The organism is Paenibacillus xinjiangensis, assembly GCF_059686975.1.
Window position 1 is genome coordinate 47,837 of sequence record NZ_JCAALS010000025.1, and the last position, 16,478, is coordinate 64,314.

16 protein-coding genes, 1 pseudogene and 1 riboswitch are annotated in these 16,478 nt (G+C 53.8%); of the genes and pseudogenes, 1 reads left to right on the forward strand and 16 read right to left on the reverse strand.

Going from position 1 to position 16,478, the window contains the following annotated elements:
* Positions 1-13: 13 nt before the first annotated feature.
* Positions 14-1,249: an MFS transporter gene (locus tag AC6ESP_RS22205; protein ID WP_497098919.1), complete on the forward strand. Its 1,236-nt coding sequence runs from the start codon at positions 14-16 to the stop codon at positions 1,247-1,249.
* A gap of 176 nt (positions 1,250-1,425) precedes the next feature.
* Here AC6ESP_RS22205 and AC6ESP_RS22210 read toward each other — a convergent pair whose 3' ends face one another.
* The 16 genes and pseudogenes from AC6ESP_RS22210 to AC6ESP_RS22285 form a co-directional block, all read right to left on the reverse strand.
* Positions 1,426-2,187, reverse strand: a complete 762-nt coding sequence (locus tag AC6ESP_RS22210) for a class I SAM-dependent methyltransferase (protein ID WP_497098920.1) — start codon at positions 2,185-2,187, stop codon at positions 1,426-1,428.
* Positions 2,184-2,669, reverse strand: a complete 486-nt coding sequence (locus AC6ESP_RS22215; protein ID WP_497098921.1) for a hypothetical protein — start codon at positions 2,667-2,669, stop codon at positions 2,184-2,186. The genes AC6ESP_RS22210 and AC6ESP_RS22215 overlap by 4 nt, the downstream gene beginning before the upstream one ends.
* 19 nt (positions 2,670-2,688) lie before the next feature.
* A complete protein-coding gene (locus AC6ESP_RS22220) occupies positions 2,689-3,885 on the reverse strand; it encodes a GTP-binding protein (protein WP_497098922.1) in 1,197 nt (398 codons plus the stop codon).
* 30 nt (positions 3,886-3,915) lie between these two features.
* Positions 3,916-4,434 carry a Fur family transcriptional regulator gene (locus tag AC6ESP_RS22225; RefSeq protein WP_497098923.1) on the reverse strand — a complete coding sequence of 173 codons (519 nt, stop codon included), beginning with the start codon at positions 4,432-4,434 and terminating at the stop codon, positions 3,916-3,918.
* Between the two features lie 102 nt (positions 4,435-4,536).
* Positions 4,537-5,343, reverse strand: a complete 807-nt coding sequence (locus AC6ESP_RS22230) for an AAA family ATPase (protein ID WP_497098924.1) — start codon at positions 5,341-5,343, stop codon at positions 4,537-4,539.
* Between the two features lie 62 nt (positions 5,344-5,405).
* Complete coding sequence (locus AC6ESP_RS22235; protein WP_497098925.1) at positions 5,406-5,738, reverse strand: DUF3024 domain-containing protein; 333 nt, start codon at positions 5,736-5,738, stop codon at positions 5,406-5,408.
* A 27-nt stretch (positions 5,739-5,765) separates the two neighbouring features.
* Entirely contained in the window at positions 5,766-6,035 is a 270-nt protein-coding gene (rpsN, locus tag AC6ESP_RS22240) for a 30S ribosomal protein S14 (protein WP_497098926.1), read from the reverse strand.
* 88 nt (positions 6,036-6,123) lie between these two features.
* A pseudogene (locus AC6ESP_RS22245) lies at positions 6,124-6,282 on the reverse strand (molybdenum cofactor biosynthesis protein); the annotation flags it as partial.
* Between the two features lie 117 nt (positions 6,283-6,399).
* On the reverse strand, positions 6,400-7,674 hold the full coding sequence (locus AC6ESP_RS22250) for an MFS transporter (RefSeq protein ID WP_497098927.1): 1,275 nt from the start codon (positions 7,672-7,674) through the stop codon (positions 6,400-6,402).
* Complete coding sequence (locus tag AC6ESP_RS22255; protein ID WP_497098928.1) at positions 7,671-8,708, reverse strand: FecCD family ABC transporter permease; 1,038 nt, start codon at positions 8,706-8,708, stop codon at positions 7,671-7,673. Before AC6ESP_RS22255 ends, AC6ESP_RS22250 begins: the two co-directional genes overlap by 4 nt.
* A complete protein-coding gene (locus tag AC6ESP_RS22260; RefSeq protein WP_497098929.1) occupies positions 8,701-9,729 on the reverse strand; it encodes a FecCD family ABC transporter permease in 1,029 nt (342 codons plus the stop codon). The genes AC6ESP_RS22255 and AC6ESP_RS22260 overlap by 8 nt, the downstream gene beginning before the upstream one ends.
* 15 nt (positions 9,730-9,744) lie before the next feature.
* Positions 9,745-10,764, reverse strand: a complete 1,020-nt coding sequence (locus AC6ESP_RS22265) for an ABC transporter substrate-binding protein (RefSeq protein WP_497098930.1) — start codon at positions 10,762-10,764, stop codon at positions 9,745-9,747.
* A gap of 392 nt (positions 10,765-11,156) precedes the next feature.
* Positions 11,157-12,506 carry a cryptochrome/photolyase family protein gene (locus AC6ESP_RS22270; RefSeq protein WP_497098931.1) on the reverse strand — a complete coding sequence of 450 codons (1,350 nt, stop codon included), beginning with the start codon at positions 12,504-12,506 and terminating at the stop codon, positions 11,157-11,159.
* 128 nt (positions 12,507-12,634) lie between these two features.
* A complete protein-coding gene (locus tag AC6ESP_RS22275; RefSeq protein WP_497098968.1) occupies positions 12,635-13,105 on the reverse strand; it encodes a C40 family peptidase in 471 nt (156 codons plus the stop codon).
* Between the two features lie 2 nt (positions 13,106-13,107).
* Positions 13,108-13,266: riboswitch (cyclic di-AMP (ydaO/yuaA leader) on the reverse strand.
* Between the two features lie 327 nt (positions 13,267-13,593).
* On the reverse strand, positions 13,594-14,400 hold the full coding sequence (locus tag AC6ESP_RS22280; RefSeq protein ID WP_497098932.1) for a hypothetical protein: 807 nt from the start codon (positions 14,398-14,400) through the stop codon (positions 13,594-13,596).
* A 13-nt stretch (positions 14,401-14,413) separates the two neighbouring features.
* Positions 14,414-16,417 (reverse strand): M1 family metallopeptidase, encoded by a 2,004-nt coding sequence (locus AC6ESP_RS22285; RefSeq protein WP_497098933.1) that lies wholly within the window; start codon positions 16,415-16,417, stop codon positions 14,414-14,416.
* Between the last annotated feature and the right edge of the window lie 61 nt (positions 16,418-16,478).

The window sequence follows — 16,478 nt, forward strand, 5'->3', positions numbered from 1 at the left end:
GGAGAACGGTTCCATGAGGAAATTATTATGGCTCGGTTGTTTATCTTATCTGATCATCGGTTTAGCTCACGTCGTTGGCGGCGCCGTATTATGGCAAATCATGGAGAAATACAGCCTGACCTACAAGGATGGCGGGCAGTGGCTTATGAATCAATTTCTTGGTTTCCTGATTGGTGTTCTGCTAGCTCCCTATATTACCTCTAAGCTGGGTAAAAGAGGAGCGGTGCTCGTGGCGATCGGCTTGTTGACCATTAGCGAGGCAGCTTACAGCTTGCTGCCGCCTTGGGGTCTCATGCTTACTATAGCTCCATTCGCAGGGTTTGGCTTCGGGATGACAGAGGCCGTCATTGGAGCCATGATTATTGATATAGCAGCAGAGGATGGGAAGGCTTCGGCTATGAGCCGACTGGAAATCTTTTTTGGTGTAGGCGCTTTTATTATGCCAATAATGGCAGGTCTGTTGATCCGCTATGATGTCTGGCAGCTGTCCTTCCCAGTTCTATCTGCCATGGCAGGCATAACCTTTATTTTGTGGTTCACGGTATCTTTCGGGAAAATAGACGATCAGATCGGGTATCACGCGCGAAGCGGGCTCAAGACGGGCAGTGAGGGCGTGGCAGCCCGGCAGGGTGGTTCTAAGAAGTGGCTTGGCTACCAACGAAGTGCACTGCCATTCTTGTTATTATCGGCGTTATTCTTTATGGTCTACGTCGGTATGGAGATGAGCTTCGCCAACTATTTGCCTTCTCTATTCATTGAGCGCTCGGATATGGATATGACAAGTGCAACAGCGGTGCTGAGTCTATTCTGGGCTACGATGATTATCGGCAGATTGTTCGCTGGACAGCTGGCCGATCGGATGGGGTACTCCCGTTATTTATTAATCGCGATGGCGGGGGGCTCGATTATCTTCCTGCTATTAGCCTTAATTGGAACGCTGAGCTGGGCGATTGCGCTTGTTGCGCTAAGCGGGTTATTCCTCTCTGGCGTGTTCGGCATTGCGCTTGTCTACGCGAATCAGCTAATCCCCGGCATGACGGAGCGTACAACCAGCCTGCTTGTTGCTTTTGGCGGATTGGGCGGAGCACTGTTCCCGAGACTGACAGGCTGGATAATGGACGATTATGGGGCGAATGAGACGTTGTGGATGGTGAGCATCATGATATTCATTCTGCTCGCTCTGCTCCTAATGATGCTGGTGCTTGGACGGCAGCAGGTGCGTAGGAAGGAAGCTCCTGAAGCCTCTTAAAGCTTACTGATGATGAACAGAGAATAAGATCATAAACACGAAGAAGACCTTCCTGCGGGAAAGGTCTTCTTTGTGTGTATCAAAGGTGAATTTTCCACACAAAAAAATGTAGGATCATATAAGTTTACGTAGGTTACCCGTAGTATTGAGTCAGGTTATCTAACACATTCTTACAATTAGTTGGTAGATGATGCTGGAAGGAGAGGCAAATGCTGCTCCCAAGGTTTTCTGGCAGTAATAACCAACTTCTCGCATACGAGTGACGCTTCCACGCCAAGACCAGACAGGGCCTCGTCTTCCCGTTCCCGGGAATGGATATGAATGAAGCCCGCAGCAGACAAGTCTGCCGTCACCTCGTCTCGCATAGTGGATGGGGCATGCAGCCTTCGCATGGTCCCGTGACGCTTCACTATGCCTTGACGACGGGGAGCTCTCTTCCTGTCGGTCCACTGCATCAGGGCATAAGGCGCCAGATTTCTGGCGGTCCAATCTCCGTCCCATATGGCTATTCGGCCGCCAGGCTTCAATACACGAAGCCACTCCTCCAGAGCTAGCCGGCGATCGCTTACGTATGGAAGCAGATGGCGGCAGACGACGGCGTCAAAGGCGCCATCGGCGAAAGGAAGCCTGTCGGCCCGCCCTTTCACAAACGCGGCGTCCAGTCCCATACCGCTCGCCTTCTGCGCGGCGATGCGCAGCATATCCTCCGAGAAGTCCAGACCGGTAACGCGATGACCGAGCCGGGATAAAGGGACGGTGAGAAATCCCGCGCCCGTGCCAATGTCGAGCACTTCTAGCCCTGTGGCTCCGCCCAGCATCAATTGCAGACGCAGGCACCACTTCCGCAGCTGGTCCGGAGCGCTCCACAGGCGATCCGTCCGGTTCGCGTACGCCTCCGCGCGCGCGCTCCATACCGATTCCTCCAGCCATGCATTCATGAACGCGCCTCGCCTGCGTATAACGCTGTCATGGCTCTTGCGCAGTCTTCCATCAAGAGGCAGAACGAGCGGTTATGTCCAATATAGAACGACGACAGATCAAATCGATCACGTCCCGGCTCGTATGTAACCAATAGCCGATGCTTCATTCGCTTCATGGCAAGCATGACGAATGCTTCCGTGCGCGCCGAAGTGGGAAACGTAATATAGGCATACAGCGAATGATCCTCCGGCTCGTCGAGGAGACTTACGCCCGCGCATGAAAATTCGGTGTCGATCCCGAGACGCTTGAACAGTGTAAGCGCCGGCAACAGCTCCGCGTCGATATCGGCCCCTCCGTAGCAAACGATCTGCTTGGCGCGAACTCTCGGCTTCGGCACGTTCAACCAACGGGACAACTCTTCCTCCCTGCGCCTCCAGCGCTGTTCGCCGTGAAGGCTCATTACAATCTCCGCTTCGCCGCTGTGACTGATATAGGCCATGATGCCACCCTCCCTTGGGCTAGAATGCCGGCAGCGGATCTGGAAGCGAGCGCCAATTCCCGCTGATCTCCTCGGCCGTCAGCAAAGCTCCGTCCAACGATCGGGCAATGGCTTCCTTATCGAGATCAATGCCAATGAATACAAGCTTGGTGATGCGATCACCCCACACGTCGTCCCAGTCGGGAGAATTGGGATAATCATCTCCGAAATACTCCCTTCTTTCGTCCTCCGACAGTGACGCCACCCATAGCCCGGCCGGAGCCAGCTGCCGCGATACGCCTGCCTGACTGAACGAAATAGCCGTATTGTTCCGAGTCGCCAGCCAGAGAATGCCTTTGGACCGCACGACCGGCTTCGGCCATTTCGCCATCCACTTAAGCAGCCGTTCCGGATGAAACGGAATTTTGCGCGTGTACACAAACGAAGAGATGCCGTATTCCTCGGTTTCAGGCGTATGGTGCTCCTTCTGCAGCTCCTGAATCCATCCGGCCGACTGGCTTGCCGCGTCGAAATCGAATAGCCGCGTATTCAAAATCTCCTTCGGATCAATCTTTCCGTGGCTGGTCCGAATGAACCGCGCGCGCGGCTGAAGCCCTCTTAGAGCAGTCTCCAGCCTTGTGAGCTCCTCTTCGCTGACCAAGTCGCATTTATTAATAATTAACACATCGCAAAACTCCACCTGATCGGTAAGAAGATGCACGACGGTTCTCGTATCTCCCTCTCCCGCTTCCTGATTGCGCTGTCTCAGTGATTCCGGAGAATTGAAATCCTGCCAGAAATGATACGCGTCAATGACCGTCACCATGCAATCCAGACGGGTCAGCTTGGACAAATCGATATTCTGGTCTTCGTCTACGTAAGTGAAGGTTTGAGCGACCGGAAGCGGCTCGCCGATTCCCGTTGACTCGATCAGAATGTAATCGAAGCACCCCTCCTCCGCAAGCCGTTCCACCTCTTGCAGCAGATCGTCGCGCAGTGTGCAGCAGATGCAGCCGTTCGACATCTCCACCAGCTTTTCTTCAGTCCGGCTGAGCCCTCCGCCATCGCGCACCAGCTCGACGTCGATATTCACTTCGCTCAAGTCGTTGACGATGACCGCTACCTTGAGCCCATCGCGGTTATTCAACACATGGTTCAGTATGGTTGTCTTTCCTGCGCCCAAATACCCGCTCAACACCGTCACCGGAATTTTTTGATCCTCTTGCCATACACTCATTTTCATAGCCTCCTTCGTACGCATTGGAAATTAGTCCCGTGCATGCTCCCCTCCCGCATCGCTGCAATCCGTGCAATACCCGAACACATCCAGCTTGTAGCCGACAGACGTAAAACGCTGGGCTGGCGGAAGCGCAAGCTGTGCGGGATGAATGTCAACTGAGATCGTCTCCTTGCATTCCATGCAAATCAGGTAAAGCTTGGGCTGCCGGCGCTCGATCAGACGATAGCGAACTTCATTGTCGACGGCGAATGCTTCCACGACCCGCAGCTTAGCGAACATTTTTAAATTCGAATAAACCGTCCCATAGCTTAGACCTCTGAATTTCTTCTCCATCTCATGATAAAGCTCGATAGCCGCGAAGGGTCGCGTATAATGAAGCAACAGCTCGAGCATGTACCGCCTCTGCGCCGTCACTCGGAAGCCCTTCTTCAGCATATCACTTAACAAATCGTCAACGTTCATTCCGTCCAACATACCGTCTACCACCTGCCCGCAATCGTCATGATGATGCCCGTAGAAAACAAGCGACGTAACGTCTATTCTCAATATCGTTCAGTCTTCCGCAACGACAACATCAGGTTGGTCAACGGCCTCTATTTTACGTAATAATTACGATTAACTATGAAATGAAACGTGCCGAACACAGGTTCAACACGTTTTGGGCTGATACTCGGCCAGAGCCTCGTCTATATGTGCCGTACGGAGCAAGCTATCCTCAATAATTGCCTTCCTCTTCGCCTTGAGCATAATTTGCTCCATATCCGCGTAGCTGCATCCGACCAAGCGCTCCGAAGCAGTCTCCCGAACACCTTCCTCATGCCCGAAATCTCCAACCAGCAACGAAATATATTGCTCTCTTCCCGCTTCGTCCGGCAAGCTGTAAGCCATCTTCGTATCGAAACGGCGCCAGATCGCATTGTCCAGCTCCGCCTCCAGATTGGTTGCGGCCATAAAGATGCTGCCGCCTTCGAATTCGTCCAGACATTGCAGAAGCGTGTTGACCACCCTGGCCATTTCCTTCACTTCATCGTTGTTCTCGCGCGTTCTCGCTATGGCGTCGAATTCGTCCAGGAACAAGACGCACGGCGATGCCTTCGCGTATTCGAATATTTTGCGGACGTTGCTGGCCGTCTCCCCCAGGTGGCTGTGAATAATCGCATCGAGTCGAACCAGAATGAGAGGCAGCTCCAGCCTGGAAGCCATATAAAACGCGGTTAACGTCTTGCCCGTGCCCGGAGGACCAAACATGACCACTTTATTCGGGATCGGGACATCATAACGTTCGAACCTCTCCTTCATGCCAAGGATTGTAATAAACTCCTCGACGATTTGCCGGTTCTGGGGCGGCAATACGATCCGTTTTACTTTCCTTGTACATTCCTTTGCCGCGTAATAAGCGGCCATATCGATTCCTTTGGCTCGCGGAAGCCGCGCGTTCGAAGCTGTTTTGCTCATCCTGCTATTCTCCCTTACTTAAGTTGTATTGATGACAGGCGGAGTTGCCCTGCGTGCGCCGTTCACGAAATCCAGAACAGCCCTTCGGGATCCATCTCTACCTGTTCGAGCTGCCGCTCGAAATCGGGATCAGGGCGAATGGAGGGAACGGGCAGGAAGCTCCCGTCCGCCTGCTTGGCATAAACGCGCCAGCTTCCCGCCTCCAGCTGAAATTGCGCGATCACCTCGCGGCTCCAATCCCGCTCCGGATAAGCCGGTCTGCTCTCGCACAAGGTCAAGCAGCTGCCGTTCCACTCGTACGCCAATCTGACAGAGGAGTGTACGCCCCGAGGCACCTTCATTTCAATGTAGCCGTCCAGTATCCTCTCTAGTCTTCTGACTGTGAATGTATCCATCTTTTCTTCACCCCAAGCGTCGCGCCGTTACCAGCTGGACTTCTTAATGCCGGGAATTTGACCTTTATACGCCAGCTCCCGGAAGACGATACGCGACACTTTGAATTTGCTCAGGTATCCATGCGGCCTGCCGGTGACCTCGCAGCGGTTATGCAGACGCGTCGGAGACGCGTCTCTCGGAAGCTTGTTCAGCCCTGCGTAATCCTTGTTTTCCTTCAGCTGCTTTCGAATCTCCGCATAACGGGCTACGGTAGCCTGTCTTTTCATTTCTTTGACGACCTTTGATTTTTTGGCCAAGCCTAACACCTCCTTAATAGTAATAATTACGATTAATTATAATCAACTATTTGGAAATTGCAATCCCTTGTCGATCTGCCTGTTTTTGCTAGCCTTTCGAATCCTTGTAGATTTCCCTCATGACATGCCGCAGCTCCGGCACGATGATTCGGCAGACTGCCAGACGGACCGCTCCCTTGGAGCCCGGCATGGAGAATACGGCTTTCCCGCCGCAGACGCCCGCGACAGCCCTGCTCAGAATCACGGCCTCTTGTCTGATTCCGGCATTCGGGTATCCGATACGGTAATAATCATGCAACTGACCGTTGCGGGGCTATCCTTACGATGTTGTTCAACAGACGTTTCCGTCATTCCCATCTCTCCTTCAATCGTTATCGTCATAAGCCGCTGCGCTTCGAAGCGGCGTGCGCAGGGCGATGGCGAACAGGAGAAGCATAAGCGCCGACATGAACGCAAAGGTCGGCTGAGCACCAATGCTTGATGCGGTTAGTCCGCCCAGCAGAGCCCCAAAAGGCGACCCGCCATAAGCGATCATGCGGCCGCCGGCATGCACTCTGCCCTGCAGATGATCGGGCGTCAGCTGCTGGCGCAGCGTAATGCCGTTCATAATAATCAAGGTACTGGCAGCGCTCCATAGTAGATAGAATGCGGATGCCGCGGGAAGAGCTCCGCTCATGGCAAAGCCGAACAACGAGATGCCGCTGACGGCCAATCCCACGATCGTTATTCGCCCTGGTCTGAGTCTGGCCCTGAGACGAGGCAAGCTCAGGCTTGCAAGCAAGGCGCCGACGGAGCCGGCGGTCAGCAGCAGCCCGAACTGCGGCGCTTCGTCTGCGATGCCGATCTCGCTTGCGGCGAACACGACAAGCAGACCGGCCGCAGCGCCTCCAACGAAGCTGTTGCCGAAGCCCAGCAGCGTCAGACTGCGAATGAGCGGCTCCGCCCATATAAAACTCAGACCTTCGCGTATGTCGGTCCCGAGCATCCGCAGCCGTCCCTCGGGTGCCGCTTCCGCGCGAGTTCGTTCCGCCTGGAACGGTTGTCTGATCAAGCCGATCGTCAGCGCGGACAGGAAGTAGCAGACCGCTGTTACGGCAACGGCCCATTCCGCGCCCCACGCCGCGATCATCACCCCCGCGAGCAGCGGACCCGCGATTCGGATTACGGTGTCCGACGCAATAAGGAGACTGTTCGCGGCGACAAGGCTCCGTCTCCCGACCAGCTGCAGCAGTGCGCCATGGCTGGCGGAATCGAATCCGACAAAAGCGACGGCGGACAGGAACGACACTGCGATCAAATGCCAAGGCGAAGCCTGGCCCGCCAGCATAGCCGCCACGGGCACCGAAGCGAGCGCAGCCGCGCTGAACAGGTCGCAGCCGATCATCATCCGCTTTCGGTTGCCGCGATCGGCGAATGCTCCAGCGAGCAGGCCGAACAGCAAATACGGCAAGCTTCCGCTCGCTGCCACCAGAGACGTGAAAATCGGCGAAGAGGTTTGCTCGTAAATATAGAACGGAAGCGCCACAACCGATATTCCCGAGCCGAAGTAGCTAAGCAAATTGAAGGCGTAATAAAGCCCGAAGCCTCTATTCGACCATAGAGAGGCTTGGCCCGCAGCCGATGCTGCGCGCCGGCTCACTTCTTCACCCCCGACCTGCGCAGCAGGTAGAGGAAGAACGGCGCGCCCAGCAGCGTCGTAACCGCCCCGACCGGCAGACTGGATAAGTGATGCTCCATTCCCGGCAGGACGAACGTAAGCGTTATGCTCTGTCCTGCCCAATCGGCCGCAGATAGCAGCACGGCGGACAGCAGCGCGCTCGCTGGGAACAGTAGAAGCGGCTGGGAGCCGACGAGGCGACGCGCGATATGAGGGCCGATCAAGCCGATGAAGCCGATCGCGCCGACAACGGATACCGCCGCGGCCGTCAAGACGGCCGCCGACAGCAGCAGCAGCAGCTTTATCCGGTTCACGGCAAGGCCGAGTCCCGCGGCCGTCTCGTCGCCCAGCCGAAGCAGCGACGCATGCCGCGCGAGCAGCATGGCCAGAGCGAATAACGCCAGTCCCCATGGCCATATATGGCTCCAATGCGTCCACACCTTGCCGTTCAGCGAGCCGAAATTCCACAGCAGGATGGAGGACAGCCCCTCCTGATTGCGCAGCAGCAGGAGGGACGTCGCCGATTGAATAATGGAGGTCGCCACAATGCCCGTAAGAGCGAGTCTGGCTCCGTTATTGCCGCGTCTGCCGTTCAGCAAATAAATAACGACGACTGCCGCCATGCCGCCGGCCAGCGCTACCCAAGACAGACCTCCGCTCGCAAGCCCAATGCCCGGCCAGACATGCATAGCCAGTACAACGGACAGCACGGCACCTGCGGATACGCCGATCAGCCCGGGCTCCACCAGCGGATTGCGCATGACGATCTGCAGAATCGCGCCGGCGAGCCCCAGCATGGCGCCTGCCGCCATCGCCACCAGGACGCGGGGCAGACGTAAGTTCCAGACGATATGGCGCGTTCCCGCATCGTCCGATACGTTCAACAGTGCCCTCACGACTTCGGCTATAGACAGCGAGGTTCTCCCGAACGCTATATGCAGTACGAGCATAACCGCGAGCAGCGCCGAGAGGATAACCATAGCAGTTAGAAAAGAGGCGCTTGATCGATTAGCCAATTGGCCCTCCCCCTCTCCGTATTAGCACATATATAAGAAAGACGCTCCCGCCGAGCAGCGTCGTCCATAAGCCGACCGGAATTTCCATAGGAGCGAACAGCAGCCGGGCAAAGCCGTCTGCAGCCGATAGCAGCGCCGCTCCGCAAATTGCCGAGACGGGCAATACGAGCCGGGCATCCGTCGTGCGAAGCATGGCGCGGGTCAGATGCGGCGCAAGCAGTGAAATATAGCCGATCGGGCCGCATTGTGCCACGGTTACCGCGACCAGCAAGGCGCAGGTCACAAGCATGAGCAGCCTGGTTCGCCCTACCTTCATGCCGAGTCCGGCTGCCGCATCGTCACCTAGCTGCAGCAGATTGACGGAACGCGCCAGCAGCATCGCGGCAGGAAGCATAATGACGAGCCAAGGAACAAGGCGATCGACATGCTCCCAGCTGCGATTGGCTAACGATCCCAACAAATACGTATACAGCAGGTTGACGTCGTTGCTTGTCCCGAGTGCGATGAGCACGACCAGAAGTCCATTCAGCATGGCGGACACGGACATACCGACGAGCAGCATGCCCACAGCCCCCCTGCTCCCCCTGGCCGCAAGGACGACAATTGCCCCGCCGGCCAGACCGCCAACGAGCGCAAGCAGCGGCTGCAGCTGGAACGGCACCGGCAGCCGCAGCACTGTTACGGCCGCTATGGTCAACGAAGCGCCTGCCGTAATGCCGAGCAGCTCGGGTCCTGCCAGGCGATTGTTCAGCGCACCCTGCATCAGCGTACCGGAGGCGCCCAGAAGAGCGCCGACCATCAAGCCGAGTATATAGCGCGGCAGCCGAATCTCGCGTACCAGTATTTGCTCAAGCTCGTCTCCGCCCGGCGCGAACAGAGCGGACGATATCGCGCTCCAGCCCAGTACGGGCGTTCCGTATTTCAAACAAGCCGCAAAGGAGACAACGAGTACGACCGCTAAAACAAAAACCGGAAGAATAAGAGTTCTTCCGGTCTTCAACGTCTTCATTCGATTCAGCATGCGAATTACCAATCCCTAGTAAAGATCCGGATACATGATGGCCAGCGCCTCGTCCATCAGAATCGACAGCGAGCGCGTCCCCCGGCCGTCTCCCCAGATTGGCGACCGCACCTCATGCACCTGTTCGTTCTGAACCGCCTTAAAGTTGCTCCAAAGCGGCGATTCGGCTAGCTGCTCCGAAACCGACTTCGTTCCCGGACTATACGAATAGCTCTCGACAAAGATGATGTCGGGATCCTCGACGAGCAGTTTCTCCAAGGAATACGGAACGCTGCCTTCGCCGTAAGGATCGTCCTCCGAATTCTCGACCTTCCAAGGATAATTGGAAATCTCCTTCATCACCGTTCCGCCTAGGCCGCTGTCGGTAATAACCGAGAAATTGACGTCGGAGCCGAAAATAATTAAAGCTTTTTTATCCTTGGGAGCTTGCTCGCTGGCCGTCTCCAGCTTATCGAGGAACCGCTCCTTGGCTGCAGCAGCTTCCTCCGTTCTGCCCGTTAGCTCGCCAATCGTCTCGAGGAACGCGATCGAATCATCGTAATGCTTTGGATTTCCCAGAAATAGCGGTGCAACCCCGTTCAAGCCTTCACGGAGCGAGTCGTGAACGCCCGACAGACCGATAACCAGGTCCGGCGCTGCGGTAACGAGATCCTCCAGACTCGGCTCGAAGAAGCTGCCGCCGATCGAAGGGAATGTATCCCCTTCACTGCCGTAAAACTCCGGCGAGCTCGCAATCTCGCGAACGCCGCTCTCCGCTATGGCCGCCGGCTTCATGCCAAGCTCCGCCAGCACATCTACGCAGAGGGAGACGACGCACGCAATCTTCTCGACGGGCTTGTCAACCGTAATGGAAGCGCCCGTCACATCGGTAGCCGTCACCGGCTCGAAGGTCGGCTTAGCCTCCGTCTCAGGCGATGGCGACGCGGAAGGCTCCTCCGCAGCGTTATTGACATTGCCCGCGTTGCTGCCGCAGGCTGCCAGTATAATCATCATCAGGATAAGTGCCAGGTGAATCGTTGCTTTCTTTTGCCGCATGAATGATATACCCCTTTGTGTTTGATTGGAAATGAGATTATAACAATATTCCGGCCTACAAATAGTAATTGTTACGATTACTAATAGTAATATTTACTATTAACTTTGTCAATGGATTTATTGCCAATAAAAAACTATTCTTCAGAGCGTCAGACCGTTCTGGCTCAAGAAGAAGCCGTTTCAATTCGTTTTCGGAAAATCGCTCCTAAAAAAACGGTCACGTCTCGAATAGGGCCTCTGGGCTCGACGGCAGCCGACAGTGGCAAAACGATCAGACTTGGAGGTACAGGATAAAGTGAGAAATCAATAACCTTCAATAACAATACAAAAGCTCGCTGACAGCTGAACTGCTGCAGCGAGCTTGTATGTTGAAGAAGTTGAGTCGCATTTGCTCAGCTAAGAATCCCCTTATACACCTCAATAGCCCTTGCCCGCGACGCCTTTAAGTCGACGATTGCCCCTGGCTGCGGCTGGTGAATCGCTTTATCGGACAAGTGAGCAAGATGCGGAAGCCAGCGGCGAATATAGGAGCCGCTCAGATCATGCGTCTGTGATTGGGTGACGGGGTTCATTACACGGAAATACGGCGATGCATCGTAGCCGAGAGAGGAGCTCCACAGCCATCCACCGCGGTTCAGGGTATTGTCATAGTCACTCAGGTTGAGCCGGAAGTAATTCTCTCCGAGCGTGAACCGGCTTAGCAGGTTTTTCGTCAGGAACATAGCTGTTACCATCCGCAGCCGGTTAGGCATCTCTCCTGTCCGATTCAGTTGCGTCATGGCCGCATCAATAATCGGGATCCCCGTTGCACCGCGAGACCATGCTTCAAAATGCTCATTCGTAAGTGAAGTCAAATCTAAGTCTGCTTCATAACGGAAGAACTGCTCATGGAACATCGCTTGGTAGATATAGAAGTCCCGCCATGCCAGCTGTCGTATCCAAGATTCAGATCCTGGCAGCCCTTGAGCTGTTTCGTAAGCTTGGCGAGCGGAGACCGCTCCTGTATTAATGAATCGGGACAGCCCGCTGGATAAATCCTCTGCGTATAGATCCCGTTGCTCGGAATAAGAGGCCATCCGTTCTCGCACGAAGCGATCAAGCGTGCCTGCGGCCTTCACCGCAGTACAATCCATAATAGTAGTACCGCCGAGAGCCGCCGCCGCTTCCTCCGGCAATTTATACCGTACGGATAATTCGCAGCTCAGCTCTTGTATAGTTGTTAAATGCTCAATAGTCGTCTCTTCAGATGGAGAGTAATATTGCAGCATATAGGTACTCCACATTCTATAGAAAGGAGTGAATACCTTATAAGGCTCCGTACGTCTGGTGAACGCTTGGAAACCTTCAAGATCTGCCAGTGCCGCATCTGCAAGGGGCGTCCAACGTCTGCCTGCAGCTCTTACCCTCTGCTGCACATGCTCATCGCGCTGTCGAGCGTAGGGCGTGTAGTCCGCTTGAACAATAACCTCATCAATCGGATGGCATTGCAGCAGAGCTTCCGTAATTTCGGCTGGATCGCCGTAGAGCACGTGAAGCTCTTTGCCCGCCACTGCATATTCATGCAGCAGCGCAGCAGCCTGGCGGATGAAATTCCGCCCGCTATGGGTGTGCAATCGACCGCCTCCGGCTAACTGCGGATCGATAATCAGAAGATGAATACCGACATCTTTCTGTTTTTTTATATAATCAAATGCGCGCATATGGTTTGAACGTAGATCTTTGCGGTGAATAAATAAGTACATGGCAGGCGCTCCCCCTTAGACGTGAGAAAACAGCAAAGCCGCATGTGGTTTGTCATAACAGAGACAAACAACTGCGGCTTTGCTGAAAAAGTCATTCCTCGCTTCGGTGAGGAAGTGAGGTGCTGGCTTTATTTTTCGTCAGCATATTTGTCAAATGTGGATTGGTCCATGACGCGACGAGCGTTCATGTACCGAGTTTCGTAATAGGAATCGCTAAGCTTGCTGATAATAACACCCTTGCTGGAAGAAGCGTGTGCAAACTTACCGTCGCCTACATAGATGCCGACATGGGAAACGCCTTTGCCACTTGTGTTGAAGAACACAAGATCGCCAGCTACCAGATCGCCTTTAGCGACTGCTTCACCGGTTTTGGATTGCGATGCAGAAGTACGTGGAAGATCAATGCCCATTTTGTCAAACACATAGGTTGTGAAACCTGAGCAATCGAAGCCTCTCGTTGTTGTGCCACCGCTTTGGTACGGAGTGCCGATTACATTATCGATGATTCCGTCCATTTTGGAGCCTGCAAAAACGCTGCCTGCTTGAAAAGCTAGCATTAACACAAGTCCGAATAGTATTGCTGTAACCTTTTTCAAAATGGTGAAACTCCTTCCAATGCCTACGAGGTTAGCTGTGGGGTTCGGTTGAAGGATCCCTATGATTTCTCAGGCGCCGATTAGAGCTTGGCTCGGACGTCGAAATCAATTCACCCAGAGTGGTTCCCCCGTTTCCAGTACAAGGAATTAGGCAAGCTTTGTTATGTACTCGATAACTATTCTGTTTTTTTTCTTGAACTCCTCCCCAAACTGGCAAATTCTAATAATTCTCATGTAACCTTTTGGCTGAAAGGAACGTTTATTATGATTTTTTGTATAAACATTTGAAAATTATAGGTCATTTAGACTAATGAAACGGATACTATTTACATTTATTATGTGAGGTATTTGTAGAATATGCAGATTATTCTCGCGAGAATGAACGGCTCTCACGCTCCTTAGAGAGAATAATGTGTAAAAGTGACAGGTTTAGAGACAAAAAACAGCCTTGCAGAGGATCCTCTACAAGGCTTGTTAGTCGTCATTCGGCATTAGGTCTGCTTAGATTGCAGGCACTCGTATTGCGCAGCTACCGTCCATACCTTCATCATACTGCGGATCAAGTTATAGCCTTGGTGAAGGATGAGTGCGAGCAGGCCGGCCCATACTAGCGAGATACTGGTGACGAATAGACTGATTCCGGCGCCAATAGCCCACATGAGCAATGAGATGGCTGCAAAAGGAAGGATATGCCGCATAGCAGTCCATAGCTTAGGGAGGATGCCTTCTCCTGTGATGGTGCCAAGCTGCATAGCGAGGAGCAGCAGGTGGAGCACCACGCCCCATAAGAGCCAACCGCCAGCGGCGGGCAGCAGCCCCAGTATAAGCTCCGTGATGGAGCTGCTCTGCAGCAGCGACTGCAGGGCTTTGGGCAGGAGCCACCAGGCAGGGGCGAGTACGAGCAAGGTTTTCAACCAATATAAGAGTGCGATCGGCCTGAATTTCTTGCGTATGCCTTGGATGAACTGCGTTCCTCCCGCATCAGTAGAGTGATGAAGGGAATAGTATAGGCCGGCATCGAACAGTGGCGTGAGCAATATTCGCGTAACGAGCAGCCCCCCCAGCAGCCAGATATACGGGGTAATAAGATCCGTCTTCAACAATTGGAATTGCGCTTCGTTGAAGAAGAGCCTGACAGCTGAAGGGGATTCAGGGAAACGTCTGAGCAGCGGCGTAACGATAGAATCAATGAATCGATATAAGAAGAATCCCCAGAGCAGCTGGTACAAGAAGAAGAGAATCACGATATAGAAATGCTTGACTGCAAGATGCCAGCCTTGCTTCATATAATGCTTCATGGTCATTGCCTCCTTACCACCCTAACATACCGAGCAGCCCTTCGATTATTTTGGCCGTACTGAGGCTCCAACGTGTACGCGTGCTCTCTGGAAGGTCAGCCTTCATGTAGTTATTAATATGCTTGTTGTCGAGCACATTCGTATTGCCCGGATCAATCGTTACCGAAGCGAGCGGGGCATCATGAACAATCTTGAACTGGATGTGCGACTCATCGGCTTCCCAAGTCTTCGGCAGCTGAGTTCCGTCCTTGAACTGCATAACGAGTGGGATAGTGCCGTTGCTGCCGCCGTTCTTTTTGATGAGAACGACTGATTCGTACATGCTCTTGCCATCCTGCTCCACCTTGTTCACGTTGATGGACTCCACAGAGAAGTCTGCCATTTGGCTGCCATAGACATATTGGGTGAAATAATCATGCCACTTCTGCTTCGTCACCTGCTCGACTACCCTCTGGAAGTCGCTGCTCGTCGGATGCTTGAATTTGTACTTCTGAAAATAAGTGCGCATAATCTTCTGCATCATCTTGGTACCGACCTGATTCTCGATGCCAATCAAGACAAGCTTGGCCCGCATGTACACATTTTCCGCATAAATATCATGGCTCTTGTAAGCCCAAGAAGGCTGCTTCAGCGGAGCGGGAGATGTTATGTAGCTGGCTTCCAGAGGGAGATTGGGTGTAAGTCCATAGACGTTCTCCATCACCTTGTCCTCCGCATAGGAGGTGAATCCTTCATCCAGCCAAGCTTCCTCGAATTCATTGGAGGCAACCATGCCATACCAATATTGATGACCGACCTCATGGACAACGGTTCTCTCCAGGCTGTAGCCAGGATTTGCGGTCTCAGCGGCGAATGCGGTCACGAGAGTCGGATATTCCATTCCCCCTGCGCCATTCGCGCCTTTCGGAGGAACGACGACGGACAGCGTAGAATAGGGATACTCTCCGTACCACTGAGCATACTTCGAGAGAGCGGACTTCGCCGCATGCATATAGCGGTCTTTCAGCTCCGCATGTAAAGGATCGATGTAGAGCTTGATGCGAACGCCAGGAATATTAGTCCCAGAGAGCGTGTCCTCCACATAGACGAAATCAGGTGATGCTGCCCAAGCGAAATCATGTACATCATCCGCATAGAATTGATAAGTAATGGTGCTGCCATTACTCTCTGCTGCTTTGGTCTGGAAGCCAGTAGCAGCTACGGTATAAGTGTCAGGTACTTGGATGCGAGCAGAGTAAATACCGAAGTCGCTGTAAAATTCGGAATTGCCGTGGTATTGATGCGTGTTCCAGCCTTCAGCGGCTCGGCCTCTTGTTCCTGCTGTCTCATAGACCGCCAGCTTCGGAAACCACTGTCCTGCCATGACGAAGCTGCCGGAATAGCCCATGCGTGCGAATACTTCAGGCAGCTTCACCTCATAGCTCATTTGCAGGGTAACGGAGGCACCGGGTGCAACAGGTACAGGAAGCTTAAGCTTGGCCAGTGAGTAGTCATTCGGATTGCCATCGTCAGGCTGAACGTAATGAAGCCGCGGCAGCAGACTTTCCCCCTCGAGCGTCTGGAGCGATAACAGCTTCATATAGCCTTGACTGTCGGACGTTGCCTTATCAGACCTAAGCTGACCGCCCGATTCTTTCATGAAGGTGGTCTTGTCTGAGTAGAAGGCATTCGGATACAGGTGAAAATACAGCTCGGACACTGTTTTATTGCCTGGATTGGTCCATGTAACTGACTGCTCGCCGTCCAAATAACGGATATCGTCTCTAAGTGCGACGTGCATGTGGTATTCGACGACTCGCTTACTGAGCGCTTCAGGCTTGGACGCCCAATTATCAGGCTCGGATACAGGTGGCTTGGCCGCTTGTGGCGCAGGCTCCGACAGGGCTTTGGCAGCAGGGGCGAAGGCATACGTATATTGGGATTGCCAAGCGTGGCTGAAGCCCTGCTGGATGGATAGGCCGAGCAGGACGGCGGTGAGTATGAATAGCATTAATCGTTTGACGTGGCGTGGAGTCATTGAACGTTTCCCTCCCGTTGACAAGCATCTACAGCATGTATATGTTGGCTTTTCTCTGAAT

Excerpts from the sequence above, each read along its gene's own strand:
- AC6ESP_RS22270 (WP_497098931.1), bottom strand. The coding sequence starts at position 12,506 with ATGTACTTATTTATTCACCGCAAAGATCTACGTTCAAACCATATGCGC.
- AC6ESP_RS22205 (WP_497098919.1), top strand. The coding sequence starts at position 14 with ATGAGGAAATTATTATGGCTCGGTTGTTTATCTTATCTGATCATCGGT.
- AC6ESP_RS22230 (WP_497098924.1), bottom strand. The coding sequence starts at position 5,343 with ATGAGCAAAACAGCTTCGAACGCGCGGCTTCCGCGAGCCAAAGGAATC.
- AC6ESP_RS22265 (WP_497098930.1), bottom strand. The coding sequence starts at position 10,764 with ATGCGGCAAAAGAAAGCAACGATTCACCTGGCACTTATCCTGATGATG.
- AC6ESP_RS22235 (WP_497098925.1), bottom strand. The coding sequence starts at position 5,738 with ATGGATACATTCACAGTCAGAAGACTAGAGAGGATACTGGACGGCTAC.
- AC6ESP_RS22285 (WP_497098933.1), bottom strand. The coding sequence starts at position 16,417 with ATGACTCCACGCCACGTCAAACGATTAATGCTATTCATACTCACCGCC.
- AC6ESP_RS22215 (WP_497098921.1), bottom strand. The coding sequence starts at position 2,669 with ATGGCCTATATCAGTCACAGCGGCGAAGCGGAGATTGTAATGAGCCTT.
- AC6ESP_RS22260 (WP_497098929.1), bottom strand. The coding sequence starts at position 9,729 with ATGCTGAATCGAATGAAGACGTTGAAGACCGGAAGAACTCTTATTCTT.
- AC6ESP_RS22210 (WP_497098920.1), bottom strand. The coding sequence starts at position 2,187 with ATGAATGCATGGCTGGAGGAATCGGTATGGAGCGCGCGCGCGGAGGCG.
- AC6ESP_RS22280 (WP_497098932.1), bottom strand. The coding sequence starts at position 14,400 with ATGAAGCATTATATGAAGCAAGGCTGGCATCTTGCAGTCAAGCATTTC.
- AC6ESP_RS22220 (WP_497098922.1), bottom strand. The coding sequence starts at position 3,885 with ATGAGTGTATGGCAAGAGGATCAAAAAATTCCGGTGACGGTGTTGAGC.